We start from the raw sequence: 12688 nt of genomic DNA, 5'->3' as shown, positions 1-12688 counted from the left end.
CCCAAGGCGCGCCGTCTGGCGATGGAGCGGGGGCTGGACCTTGCGAGGCTGGTCGAGGCGGGGCACCCGCAACCCTATCACGCCAAGGATCTCGAGGCGCTGGCCGCCCTGCCGGAACAGCGCGCGCCATCCGCCACGCCGGCGGGCGCCACGCGCCACCTGACGGCCGACGTGCCCGTCGACGGTTTCGACCGCTTTGCCCGCTGGGCCGCGCATGAAATCGGCCTGACGGACCGCGAGGCCCTGCTGGCGGGGCTTGCCGCGGCTAGCGCGGCACAGGGCACCATGACGGTCGCCGTGGAGGCGTTTGGCGCGACGCGGCTCTACCAGGCTTCCGGTGTCAGGCTCGGGGACGTCGGGCAGGCGGACGAGGGCGCGATCGCCGATCTGACGGTGCGGGACCTGCGCTTCACGCGTCTGGCCAGTGTCCGGCTGGGGGCCGAGGACGTGCCGGTGCTCAGCGTCGTGGCCGCCGGTGAGGGGCTGACGCTCACCCTCGAATGCGCGGCCGGGCACCTCAGCGCCCCGGCGGCGCTGACACTTCTTTCCAATTTCGCGGGCCGGATGGAGCAGCCGCTCCGCCACCTGCTCTGAGTTCAGGAGATGGACATGGACCATACCGATCTTTACATCGACGGCGAATGGCGCAAGGGCGCGTCGGACGCGCGCTTCGACGTGCTCAACCCCGCCACCGAGGAGGTGCTTGCCTCCGTGGCATCGGCCGAGATCGCCGACGCCTCTGCGGCGCTCGACGCCGCCGAGGCGGCGATGGCCGACTGGGCCGCCTGCACGCCCCGCGAACGTTCCGAGGTGCTGCGCAAGGCGTGGGAGTTGATGACCGCGCGGCTGGACGATTTCGCGCACATGATCACGCTGGAGAACGGCAAGGCGGGCGTCGATGCCCGTGGCGAGGCCGGCTATGCCGCCGAGTTCTTCCGCTGGTTCGCCGAGGAAGCCGTGCGCGCCGACGGGCTGATCACGCAGGCCCCGGCCAGCGGCGCCCGGATCATGGTGCAGCACAAGCCGGCGGGGCTGGCGGTGCTCGTGACGCCGTGGAACTACCCGGCGGCCATGGGCACCCGCAAGATCGCGCCGGCGCTGGCGGCAGGCTGCGGCGTCGTCATAAAACCCGCCTCGGAAACGCCGCTGACCATGCTGGCACTGATGCCGCTTCTGGAAGAGGCCGGCGTGCCCAAGGGGCTGGTCAACGTGCTGCCCTCCAAGCGGACGGGCGCGCTGGTGGATCACATGCTCCACGACCCGCGCGTGCGCGTGGTCAGCTTTACCGGCTCCACGGGCGTGGGCCGCAAGCTGCTGCATTCCGCCGCCGATCAGGTTTTGAAACCGGCGATGGAGCTGGGCGGCAACGCGCCATGCATCGTTTTCGATGATGCGGCCATGGACACCGCCATCGAGGGCACCATGCTGGCCAAGATGCGCAATCTGGGCGAGGCCTGCACCGCGGCCAACCGCATCTACGTGCATGAAAGCGTCGCCGGGGAATTCACACGTCGTCTGGCCGAGCGCATGGCGGCGCTCAAGGTGGGCGACGGTACCGATCCCTCCGTCGACGTGGGCCCACTGGTCAATGCCGAGACGCGCGACAAGGTGGCCGCGTTCGTGGCCGATGCCGTGGCCAAGGGGGCCAAGGTGGAATGCGGCGGCGACACCCCGGACGGCACGGGGTTCTTTTATCCGCCCACCGTCCTGTCCAACGTGTCGGCCGATGCCGATTGCGTGCATGACGAGATCTTCGGCCCCGTCGCCGCGATCCAGACGTTCAGCGATCAGCACGATGTGATCACGCGCGCCAACGACACCGAATACGGCCTTGTCGCCTATGTCTTCAGCGAGGATTTCAAACGCGCGCTTCAGGTCTGCGAGCGTCTCGATTACGGCATGGTCGGCCTCAATCGCGGCCTGGTCAGCGACCCGGCCGCGCCGTTCGGCGGCACCAAGCAGTCGGGCCTTGGCCGCGAGGGCGGACACGAGGGGATGCTGGAATTCATGGAAACCCAGTACATCTCGGCCAGCTGGTAAGGGGGGTGACCATGACCGATATCATAGCGCCGCCCTCGGTCCGGGCGCTGGCCCGGCAAAAGGGTGTCGATCTCGAAAAGCTGGCACGCGACCTTGGCCGCACGACAATCGCGCGGGAGGACGTCGAGGGCGGACCGGCGCCGGCCGCGTCCGGGCCGGCCGGTGACACCTCCTACTGGGATGTCGACCACGCGCAGTACGGCCCCGTGACAGAAGAACCGATGAGCCGTTTCGCACAGGTCGCCGCCGCGAACCTCGCCGCGGCGCAGGCGCTCATCCCGGCGGTGACACATCACGACCGCGCCGACGTGAGCGCCATCGAGGCCATGCGCCGCGACCTGAAGGCGGAATCGCAGGCACGCGGGGTCAAGCTGACGGCGCTGGCGTTCCACGTGGCCGCGCTCGCACGGTGCCTGCGTGAATTCCCGCGGTTCAACGCGTCCCTGTCACCCGATGGCAAGACACTCGTGCTCAAGGATTACGTGCATGTGGGCATCGCCATCGACACGGCGCATGGCCTTATGGTTCCGGTGATCCGCGACGCCGATCAAAAGGGATTGTGGGCCGTCGCCTCCGAGATTGGCGATCTGGCGGCGCGCGCGCAGTCGCGCAAGATCAATCCTGACGAGCTGGGCGGCGCCTCGATGACCATCACCAATCTCGGCGGGATCGGCGGCACGGCCTTCACGCCCATCGTCAATCCGCCCGAGGTCGCGATCCTCGGGCTGACCCGGACCGAGACGGTCCCGGTCTGGGATGGCGACGCCTTCCAGCCTGTCCCGATGGTGCCGCTGGACCTCAGCTATGATCACCGGGTGATCAACGGCGCGGACGCGGCGCGCTTCACCACGCATTACGCGCGGCTGGTTGCCGACCCGCGCCGGCTGATGATCTGACCGGGATGGCCATGGCCGGCAAATCCGCTGATCTGACCTTGGCAGGACAACGGTCACCGGGGCCGACAGCCATGATATCGACGGTGAGAACCGGACTCCCGAACAGGCCGTGATCGCGGTGGGCTCGTCGCCCCTGCAACTGCCCGGCTGGCCCGAGGAGAACCGCATCTGGGGTTCGGCCGCCGCGCTCGAACGGCGTGAAATACCGCAGCGCCTTGCGGTCGTGGACGGGGCATCACAGGCCCTGAAATGGTGACGGTCCATGCCGCGCTGGGCTCGGCCGTGACGGTGATCGAACTGTCCGGCCAGATCGCGCCCGGGGCCGTTGCCGTGCTGCACCCCGGGCTGGAGGTGCATCCGGCCGTTTCCGAAACGGTCGCCTTCGCCGCCGAGCGTGCGCCGGGCACGTTGAGCGACCTTTGACAGGCATGTGGCCGATGCTTGGCCGAAACGGGGGGCTGGCTTGATCTCGGATAAGACGGTGCGCCTGTGCGGCCGGGTCATTCACAGGGCGTAGTGCCCGTCAGGATGGTCGGGCGCGGTACCCCGCGTTGATATGGGCCGGTAAAAACACCGGGGGACCTTGCCCCGGGTTAATTACGCCAGTGCCGCGAATCGGATCTTCTGGCGGCGGCGCCCATGCGGGCCTTCGGGCGCATCCAAGACGGGTTTCACGGCGTGGTACATCGCAAGAAGAACATCTTTGTCGCGGGTCTCGACCCGTTCAACCTGCGCCTGTTGCAGAACGTGCGCCATGCCGATGACTACGTGTTCCACAGCCTCTACGACAGGCGCGAAATATGCTTTGCAGAGCGCTTCGACATGGTTGCGCTTCTCGACAAGGGCCGTCGCATCCTGCGCGATTTCGACGGGTCGGTCGACGCGATCGTGGGATACTGGGATTTTCCGTCAATCCTCATGCTGCCGATCCTGCGCCGCGAACGCGGCCTGCGCGGCCCCAGCCTCGAAAGCGTCCTGCGCTGCCAGCACAAGTACTGGAGCCGGATCGAACAGGCCAAGGTGCTGCCCGAGCAGTTGCCGCGCTTCGAACTGGTTGATCCCCATGCGGCCGATCCGGACAGGCCGCCGCTGGCGTATCCCTTCTGGCTCAAGCCGGTGACGGCGCATTCCTCGCTGCTGGGCTTCCGGGTGGACGACAGGGCGGATTACGAACATGCGCTGGGCAAGACGCGCGCGGGCATCCACCGGTTCGCCGAGCCGCTGGAGGTGTTGATGGGTCATGCGGACCTGCCCGAGGAAATCGCCCGGGCAGGGGCCGCGACGTGCATCGCCGAGGAAATCATCTCGGTCGGTCGGCAATGCACGCTGGAGGGTTATGTCTTCAACGGCGAGACGCAGGTTTACGGCATCGTGGATTCGATCCGCGGGCCGAACCGGTCCAGCCTTGAACGGTACGAATACCCGTCGTCGCTGCCTGAGCCGGTAAAGGCGCGGATGCGGGCCTCGGCCGCCACGGTACTGGCGCAGATCGGGCTGGACGATACGCCCTTCAACATGGAATTCTTTTATCACGCCGGCGGTGACAGCTTGTCCCTGCTCGAGATCAACACGCGGATCTCCAAGTCGCACAGCCCGCTTTTCGACAAGGTCGAGGGCGTGCCGCACAAGGAGGTGATGCTGGACGTGGCGCTCGGGCGCAAGCCCGACTACCCCGCCCGGCAGGGTGAGTTCCGCTATGCGGCCAAGTTCATGCCCCGCCTTTACGGCCACTCGGACGACGAGATCGTGACCCACGCGCCCTCCGATGCGGAAATCAAGGCGCTGGAGGCGCTCTATCCCGGCACCGAGATCCAGTTGCACGTGGCGCAGGGGATGCGGCTGGGTGACGGCCACCACCATGACCAGTACAGCCACGAGCTGGGCGCGATCTTCATGGGCGCGCAAAGCCGTGAGGCGCTGCATGACGACTTCCGGTACTTGCTCGAGGCGCTTGATATCCGCGTCGCGGAGGCGCCGCGATGACGGGGCCGGCCGTGCGCGACACCTTCCCCCGCCCTGTGAGGGATATCGAAACCGTCTGGATCCCCATGCGTGACGGGGCGCGGCTGGCCGCGCGTATCTGGCTGCCCGAGGATGCCGAGGACGACCCCGTCCCGGCGGTGCTGGAATACATCCCCTACCGGCGTCGCGATTCCACGCGCCCGCGGGACGCCGTCATGCACCCCTACATGGCGGGCCACGGGTATGCCTGTATCCGCGTCGACCTGCGGGGCAGCGGCGACTCGGACGGCGTGTTGCGTGACGAATACCTCGACCAGGAACTGCGGGATGGCTGCGATGTGATCGACTGGCTGGCCGCGCAGCCGTGGTGCAGCGGCAAGGTCGGCATGATCGGCATTTCGTGGGGCGGGTTCAACGGCTTGCAGATCGCCGCCCTGCAACCGCCGGCGCTGGCGGGCATCATCACCGCCTGTTCCACCGATGACCGCTATGCCGATGACATCCACCACATGGGCGGCTGCCTGCTGGGCGACAACCTGTCATGGGCCTCGGTGATGTTCTCTTACAATTCGCTGCCGCCCGATCCGCAGGTGGTGGGCGAGCGCTGGCGCGACCAATGGACCGAACGGCTGGAGGGCAGTGGCCTGTGGCTGGAGACGTGGCTGCGCCACCAGCGGCGGGACGCGTACTGGCGACACGGGTCGATCTGCGAGGATTACGGCGCCGTGCGATGCCCTGTCTTTGCCGTCAGCGGCTGGGCGGACGGGTATTCGAACGCGGTGTTCCGTCTGCTGGCGAACCTGGACGTGCCGCGCAAGGGCCTGATCGGGCCATGGAGCCACAAGTACCCCCATATCGGGGTGCCGGGCCCGGCCATCGGCTTTCTGCAGGAGGCGGTGCGCTGGTGGGATTGGTGCCTCAAGGACATCGACAGCGGCGTGATGGACGAACCGATGCTGCGGGTCTGGATGCAGGACAGCGTGCCGCCCAGCCCGCAATACGCGCACAAGCCGGGCCGGTGGGTGGCTGAGCCCGCGTGGCCGTCGTCCAACGTGGGGCGGTGGCGGCACGGGCTTGCCCCGGGTGTCATCCTGCCCGAGGGACAGCGCGCGCCGGACGACGCCGCCTTGCCGATCCGGTCGCCGCTGACGCTCGGGCTTTTCGCCGGGAAGTGGTGTTCCTATGCCGCCGGGCCGGATCTGGCCCATGACCAGCGGCAGGAGGATGGCGGCGCGCTGCTGTTCGACTCCGCCCCGCTGGAAGCGCCGCTCGAAATCCTCGGGATGGTCCGCGTGGACCTCACGCTGTCCAGCGACAGGCCGCTGGCGATGGTCGCCGTTCGCCTGTCGGACGTCGCCCCGGATGGCAAGGCGACCCGCGTCACCTACGGCATGCTCAACCTGACGCACCGGGACTCGCGCCGCAGGCCCGCACCGCTGGAGCCCGGCACACGCTACACGGTGCGGGTGAAGATGAATGACATCGCGCAGTCCCTGCCTGCCGGGCACCGGCTGCGGCTGTCCATCTCGACGTCGTACTGGCCCTTGGCCTGGCCTCCGCCCGAGCCGGCCTGCCTGACCATCCACCCCCGGGAAAGCGCCCTGGAATTGCCGGTGCGCGGGCCGCGTGCCGCGGATCAGGCGCTTCGGACCTTCGGCGACCCCGAAGGCGCCGCGCCGACGCCACGACGTATCGTCGAGACGGGGCATCACAACTGGCTGGTACACCGCGACCTGGCCGATGACGTCTCGACGCTGGAGGTCATCAACGACAACGGCATCCGGCACCTGGAGGAGATCGACCTCGATGTCGAAAACCGCGCCTTCGAATACTATTCCTCGCAGGGGGACGATTTCCTGTCGCCACGGGGCGAAACACGGCTGGTCCGGGGGCTGCGCCGCGGCGATTGGGACGTCCGGACCCGGACCCGCACCGTGCTGACATCGACACCGGATGAATTCCACATCTCCGCCGACCTCGACGCCTTCGAAAACGGGGAGCGCGTATTCTGCAAGACGTGGAATGTCTCTGTCGAACGGGGGTTCATCTAGGCGCGACCGTCGCAGAGGCCCTCAGAGCCGCCCCGGCCCGGCGATGCGCGGCGGCCTTCGGCCTTGTTCCGCGCGGGGAAGGCCAGATTAAACCGCATTTGCTGCTAAGGGCTCGCCCGGGGAGCGGGCTTGACCCAAGTCAATGACGCACGGTCCGCGCCGGTGTGCAATCGGCCGTGGTTCCGGCAAGGGGAGGCCCGCGATGCTCATGCTCACCAGTCCCGATTTCAACCCGGGCGAAACGATACCCGAGCGTTTCACCTGCGACGGCCAGAACGTCTCGCCCGCGCTGCGCTGGAGCGGTGTCCCGGAGGCCGCCAGGGAATTGCTCATCGTCTGCGACGACCCGGACGCGCCCGGTGGGCTGTTCCACCACTGGGCCGCCTACGGCATCCCGCCGGATTGGCAGTTCCTCCGCTCGGGTTTCGGGCCCGAAACGCTCGAGCCGGGATTCCGGCAGGCGGTGAACGATTTCGGCAAGCCGGGATATGGCGGCCCGTGCCCGCCCCGTGGCGCCGCGCCCCATGCCTATCATTTCCGGCTGAGCGCCCTTGATGATCGCATCGTCTCGGCCGGGTCCGGGGCAACCTGCGAGGAGCTCATCCGGCTGGCCGCGCCCCACGTGATCGAGTTCACCGAACTGATCGGGTTTTACGGTCGCGACTGAACGGGGGCCGGCATGGGCCAAAGGAAACAGGCCATGCAAACCCCGGCGGCCCCGGCTGTCGCTCATCGAACACGGCGGCACGGCCGGGCTGTTCAGGCGGCGCAGGCGCGAGAAAGACCGCGTTGATCACCGGGATCATCCACAACAGCATGGCCGAGTCCGAGGGCGTGAGCCTTTTCTGCGCCATTGGGGAGCGGAGCCGGGAGGCCGGGGAGACCTGCCGCGAAATGCAGGTCACCAACGTGCAGGGCCGCGCGGTGCGGCCCGTGTGTCGGCCCCGGGCCGTTCGGGCTGACAGGTTGGGCCGTGGCGGTCCCGATATTGCCGGGACTCGCGGCGCGCGTGTGATCGCGGGGTGCTGGGTCGACAAGGAAAGCGGTAGCAATGGCGAGTGACACATCGCCGCCGGCCGCGCCGAGCGTCGGCCTGCGCCTGTCGGAAAGCGGCGACCTGACACGCGCGCAGAATTCCGGAAAAGCGGTCGTCGAGACGATCCGTGCGCAGACCCGGCAAGTGAGCGAGCACGACGCGGGTCCCTACCTGCCGTCCATCGGCACGCTTTTCCTGTTCATCGCGTTGTGCAGGATGGTCGCGGTGGTGCCGTTGTCCGACCGCCCACGGGATCGTTGTCCACGACCACGACGCTGGCCCCTTGCGTGCCGGGCTGCCTGCGCGGTTATGCCAGCCCCTCACCGCTGATGAGTCCCGTCAACGTGATCGGTGAAATCTCGGGCACCACCGCGCTGGCGATCCGGCTTTGCCGCACCGTGATGAGCGGCATCGCGAACGCGGGCATCCTGATCTTCGCCAAAGCCCCCAAGGAACGCGCGACACGAAGGCGGCCCGCTTGGGGCCGGGATCACCCAGGGCGGGGGAAATTTCAACGCTGAAAACGGGTCAGTTCGAACGCTCATGGGCATGCTGCCCAACGGCGGCCCCGCGCCCTGCATTGACTTGTATCAACTACAGGCGGGCGATCACCGGCTATCATCACCATGACGCCGCGGATGAACGCGGCTCTCGACGGGAGGAGCGGCAACATGCATGAACTTGCGCCACACGCCCGCGGCCGACAACGGCGTTCCGGCCCTTTTCACATCCAGCCGTTACGCAGGCAGGCACAGGAACCCCGGCATGAAGACTGAAAACCGTGCGCATCCGAACGTTCCCGGCGTCGATCAGTCCGACCGGCTGATCCCGCGCAACCTGCGCCAGACGGGGCCGACCCCGGTGCAGATGCTGATCTCGACCCGGGTGCGCAAGTCGCCCTTCTGGCATCTGTCGGTCGAGGCCGGGTGCTGGCGGGCCACCGTCTACAACAGGATGTATCACCCGCGCGGCTACATCAAGCCCGAGGACGGCGGCGCGATGGCCGAATACGACGCCCTGATGAACCGCGTGACACTCTGGAACGTCGCGGTGGAGCGGCAAATCCGGGTCTACGGGACAGAGGCCGAGGCCTTCGTCAACCGTGTCATCACCCGCGATGCCGCGCGCATCGCCCCCATGCGCGGCAAGTACGCGATCCTGTGCAACCAAAAGGGCGGGATCGTGAACGACCCGGTCCTGCTGCGGCTCGCCAAGGACGAATTCTGGTTCTCCGCCTCCGACAGCGACCTGCTCTTGTGGTTGCAGGGTGTCAATGTGGGGCTGGGCTTCGATGTCGACATCGCGGAACTGGACGTCGCCCCGCTGCAGGTGCAAGGGCCCCTGTCCGAGGAATTCATGGGCGATCTCTTCGGCGCGGAGATTCGCGAGATCCCCTATTACGGGCTGATGGAAACGGAACTGGCGGGCTGTCCCGTCCTGGTCAGCCGGACAGGCTTCTCGGGCGAGAAGGGATACGAGATCTACGTCCGCGACGCGTCGCTGACAGCCGAGGCGATCTGGTACGCCCTGCGCGGACAGGGCGCGCGGTACGGTCTGCGGGTGATCGCGCCCGCGCATCACCGCCGGATTGCCGCGGGCATCCTGTCATGGGGGCAGGACATGGACATCGAGACCTCGCCGTTCCAGGTCAATCTGGGCTACCAGGTTCCGCGCGAGAAAAGTGCCGACTATATCGGCCGGGCGGCGCTCGAGGCACAGCGCGCCGCGATGGATGCCGGGCATCCGCCGTTCCGGCTGAAGCTGGTCGGGCTGGTGATGGGCGGCGCGCCCGTCACGGATTACGCCCCGGATTTCTGGCTGATCACCACCCCGGAGGCCGAGCGGGTGGGCTATGTCACCTCGCCGTGGTGGTCGCCCGAACTGGGTCAAAACATCGCCCTGGGCTACGTGCCGTGGGACATGAGCGACCACGGGACGCGCTTCATGGTCGAACTGCCCGACATGTACGCCGAGGAAACCGGAAAGCCCGTGGATGCCAAGGTGATCGGAATGCCTTTCCTGCCCTCCAGCACGCCCAGTGCGCGGGAGCGCGCGCGCGCCGCGGGGCGTGACTGGGCCCCCTGAGCGATGCAGCCTGAGCCGGGGTCCCAACCAACAGAGGCGCTGCTCCGGCAGCTCTTCGAGGCGGACGGTGGCGCCGTGCCGCTGAGTTTCGAACTGTTTCCACCCCAGACGGAGACGCGCCGCGAAAACCTCAACGAAACCGTCGATCGTCTGGCCCCGGTTGCCGGGGACGGGTTCTCGGTGACGATGGGCGCGGGTGGCACGACGCGCACGGGTACCCATGACACCGCCGTCGAGGTGGCCCGCCGCAGCGGGCGCCCGGTGACCGCGCACCTGACGGCGCTCGGCCTGAGCGAAGCACAAGTACTGGAGGCCGCCGACGGGTTCTGGACAGCGGGCATAACGCGTGTCCTGGCCCTGCGCGGCGACCGCCCGCGCGGGTCGGCGGGCCCGCTCCCCCCGGGCTTCGACCATGCCTCGGACGTGGTTGCCGCGCTGGCCGCCCGCCATCCCTTCGAACTCTCCGTCGCCGCCTACCCGGAGAAACACCCAGCGGCCGAGACGCTTTCGGAGGATATCGACCATCTCAAGGAAAAGCTCGATGCCGGCGCGAGCCGGGCCTATTGCCAGTTCGTGCTGGACCCGGCCGCCTATGGCCGTTTCATCGAGGCCTGCGCGCGTCACGGGATCGACGCGCCGATCATTCCCGGGCTGATGCCGCTGGAGGGCTGGACGCGGTTGCGGGGCTTTGCCCGATCGAACGGCACGCGTATCCCCGACTGGCTGGACCGGCTTTTCGCGGCGGGCACGGACACGCCCGAGCTCATGCCGCACCTCGCCGCGGCGGCAACCGTCGAGCAGGCACGGCGGTTGATCGCCTACGGCGCCCCCGCCCTGCATGTCTACTCGATGAACAGATGGCCCCTGTCGCTGGCCGTCGCGCGGCTTCTTGGACATGCCTGAGTCCGCCCGCGGCGCGCCTGTGGGTACTTCCCGCCGATCAGAGGGCAACCGTCGCCGGGCTGTGCGAACACCCCTGACAAACCATCCCTATGTGCCATGGGACAACCAGCCCCGGTTCGCCTGCACCGACGCGACCGGGGCATGTTTGCCTGAATATCTCGCCCGTATCTGCGTTCAAATACAGCCGGTTGGCTACTGTCGCACCGCCGCAGTAGGTGAAATAGACAGGTTGGTTGCGATGGCTGGAAGACTTCACCCAACCGCCCATGTCGCGGAAGTCGCGTTCGGTGCATTGGCGCTGCGCGATCAGCGATTGGGCCGCTTCTGCGAACGCGGCTCGGTATCGCGCGAAGTCGTCGGACCCGGCCACCAATTCTTCAATCCCCGACGCATCCGCAGCCTGATCGGGCGGGCGCGTTTCCGATAGGTGTTCCATCGACACCCATTCGGCGAACTGACCGTCAACAATGCCGTTTGTATCGTCGCAGGCTGCGTCGCCGGTATCGACGTATTCGTTGCGACCGCCGACGCACGACGCGTCATAGGGCTGCGAAATCCGCGCCCAACCGTCGCGTTCTTCATGCACGGTCACGCCTTCGCGGAAGAACAGTCGCCCAACTACACCGCAGCTTTCCGACGGGCATGTGCGGCGGTTCAAGCGTTCGGACGTGACCCAAAGCCGTTCATCACCTTCCGGTGCGGCGGTGTCCGCAGTTTCCGGCGATGGCCCGGTCACGCCGATAAGAACGAAGCAACTGACGAAGGACGCCAAGGCAACCCAACGGCTCTTGAACGGCTTGAATGGGTAGATCACCCCGGCCAACGACACGATTGACGCAAGCGCCAACACCAATACAACCACAGAATTTCCGTCCAAGCCCTTATCCTCTTTAGCGACTCAATGCCGCGGCCTTATCACGGATAACGTGTTTTTGGGGCGTTTCACGAACGACGCAGGACAGCACCCGACTTCGCAGGGTGCGATATACGGTCACGTCTTCGTGAACGTTCACGGGGATTTCAGCTTGTCTGTGCGCTTGCATTGGAGAATGTATAGAAATCCAGCCTTCTGAATTTCCGCTGCAAAATCAATAACTTGCAAGGATAAATGGCAGCCCGTAGGGGAATCGAACCCCTCTTTCCAGGTTGAAAACCTGGCGTCCTAACCGATAGACGAACGGGCCAAGCCGTGGTGTGAGGCGTGTCCTAGGCAAAACGGGCGCGGGGCGCAAGAGGCATTTTTCAAAAAAATCGCCTTGCGGGCACGCGCGGCCGGGCGCGGGCGCGATGTGAGCTTGTCAGCCCGCGGGCGCGGCATCCTCGAGCCGCAACTGCACCGTTTGCCGGCCGCCCCAACTGTTGATTTCCAACCGGCCGGCAAGGTGGAACCGCGCGCCGCCATGGCGTTCCAGCGCCGGGCCCAGCGGGCCGTCGACGGCGCCGAAGGCGATGGCGTCCAGATCGCCGCCCGTGCCGTCGCCGAGTCGCAGTTTCAGGTGGCTTTCGCCCACCCGGCGGGCATGGCGCACGGCCATGCCGGGGAAGGCATAGCGCGGCGCCGGGGCGCCGGCGCCAAAGGGGCCGGCGGTCTCGATCCGTTCCACGAGCTCGACGCTGGCCGCCTGCGGCATCAGCATTCCGTCCAGTTGCAGGTCCGCCGGCCCGGCCGTGCCCGCGCCCTGCCGCGGCTACCACTGACCTTATCACCCAAACCG

13 protein-coding genes, 1 tRNA gene and 2 pseudogenes are annotated in these 12688 nt (G+C 67.2%); 13 read left to right on the top strand and 3 right to left on the bottom strand.

Translation table 11 applies throughout. From position 1 onward, the window contains the following. From ACH107_RS24220 to ACH107_RS24160, 13 genes and pseudogenes are all read left to right on the top strand, one after another. Positions 1-594, top strand: a pseudogene (locus ACH107_RS24220) (pyruvate dehydrogenase); the annotation flags it as partial. 15 nt (positions 595-609) lie between these two features. Then, entirely contained in the window at positions 610-2040 is a 1431-nt protein-coding gene (locus ACH107_RS24215; RefSeq protein ID WP_412508054.1) for an NAD-dependent succinate-semialdehyde dehydrogenase, read from the top strand. 11 nt (positions 2041-2051) lie between these two features. Continuing rightward, positions 2052-2936, top strand: a complete 885-nt coding sequence (locus ACH107_RS24210; RefSeq protein WP_412508052.1) for a 2-oxo acid dehydrogenase subunit E2 — start codon at positions 2052-2054, stop codon at positions 2934-2936. Positions 2937-3045: 109 nt separating this feature from the next. After that, positions 3046-3192: a hypothetical protein gene (locus tag ACH107_RS24205; protein ID WP_412508050.1), complete on the top strand. Its 147-nt coding sequence runs from the start codon at positions 3046-3048 to the stop codon at positions 3190-3192. Then, positions 3186-3359 carry a hypothetical protein gene (locus ACH107_RS24200; protein WP_412508048.1) on the top strand — a complete coding sequence of 58 codons (174 nt, stop codon included), beginning with the start codon at positions 3186-3188 and terminating at the stop codon, positions 3357-3359. Before ACH107_RS24205 ends, ACH107_RS24200 begins: the two co-directional genes overlap by 7 nt. 216 nt (positions 3360-3575) lie before the next feature. Further along, complete coding sequence (locus ACH107_RS24195; protein ID WP_412508047.1) at positions 3576-4919, top strand: ATP-grasp domain-containing protein; 1344 nt, start codon at positions 3576-3578, stop codon at positions 4917-4919. Continuing rightward, positions 4916-6949: a CocE/NonD family hydrolase gene (locus ACH107_RS24190; protein ID WP_412508046.1), complete on the top strand. Its 2034-nt coding sequence runs from the start codon at positions 4916-4918 to the stop codon at positions 6947-6949. Before ACH107_RS24195 ends, ACH107_RS24190 begins: the two co-directional genes overlap by 4 nt. Positions 6950-7151: 202 nt before the next feature. Further along, positions 7152-7616 (top strand): YbhB/YbcL family Raf kinase inhibitor-like protein, encoded by a 465-nt coding sequence (locus ACH107_RS24185; protein WP_412508045.1) that lies wholly within the window; start codon positions 7152-7154, stop codon positions 7614-7616. A 122-nt stretch (positions 7617-7738) separates the two neighbouring features. After that, positions 7739-8011 (top strand): hypothetical protein, encoded by a 273-nt coding sequence (locus ACH107_RS24180; protein ID WP_412508043.1) that lies wholly within the window; start codon positions 7739-7741, stop codon positions 8009-8011. Next, positions 8001-8315 (top strand): hypothetical protein, encoded by a 315-nt coding sequence (locus ACH107_RS24175; RefSeq protein ID WP_412508042.1) that lies wholly within the window; start codon positions 8001-8003, stop codon positions 8313-8315. Before ACH107_RS24180 ends, ACH107_RS24175 begins: the two co-directional genes overlap by 11 nt. Before the next feature lie 14 nt (positions 8316-8329). Further along, positions 8330-8506, top strand: coding sequence for a hypothetical protein (locus tag ACH107_RS24170; RefSeq protein ID WP_412508041.1), 177 nt, complete (start codon positions 8330-8332; stop codon positions 8504-8506). A gap of 244 nt (positions 8507-8750) precedes the next feature. Next, positions 8751-10070, top strand: coding sequence for a glycine cleavage T C-terminal barrel domain-containing protein (locus ACH107_RS24165; protein WP_412508039.1), 1320 nt, complete (start codon positions 8751-8753; stop codon positions 10068-10070). A gap of 3 nt (positions 10071-10073) precedes the next feature. Next, positions 10074-10973, top strand: a complete 900-nt coding sequence (locus ACH107_RS24160) for a methylenetetrahydrofolate reductase (RefSeq protein ID WP_412508037.1) — start codon at positions 10074-10076, stop codon at positions 10971-10973. 37 nt (positions 10974-11010) lie between these two features. Here the strand turns inward: ACH107_RS24160 and ACH107_RS24155 are convergent, their stop codons facing one another. From ACH107_RS24155 to ACH107_RS24145, 3 genes and pseudogenes are all read right to left on the bottom strand, one after another. Continuing rightward, entirely contained in the window at positions 11011-11850 is an 840-nt protein-coding gene (locus ACH107_RS24155) for a hypothetical protein (RefSeq protein WP_412508036.1), read from the bottom strand. 232 nt (positions 11851-12082) lie between these two features. Further along, positions 12083-12157: transfer RNA gene (locus ACH107_RS24150), tRNA-Glu, on the bottom strand. A 114-nt stretch (positions 12158-12271) separates the two neighbouring features. Further along, a pseudogene (locus ACH107_RS24145) lies at positions 12272-12658 on the bottom strand (single-stranded-DNA-specific exonuclease RecJ); the annotation flags it as partial. Positions 12659-12688: the final 30 nt, after the last annotated feature.

Source organism: Roseovarius halophilus (ex Wu et al. 2025), from assembly GCF_047086965.1.
The sequence above is the reverse complement of the archived record's forward strand: the minus strand, read 5'-3'. Positions and strand labels throughout refer to the sequence as shown.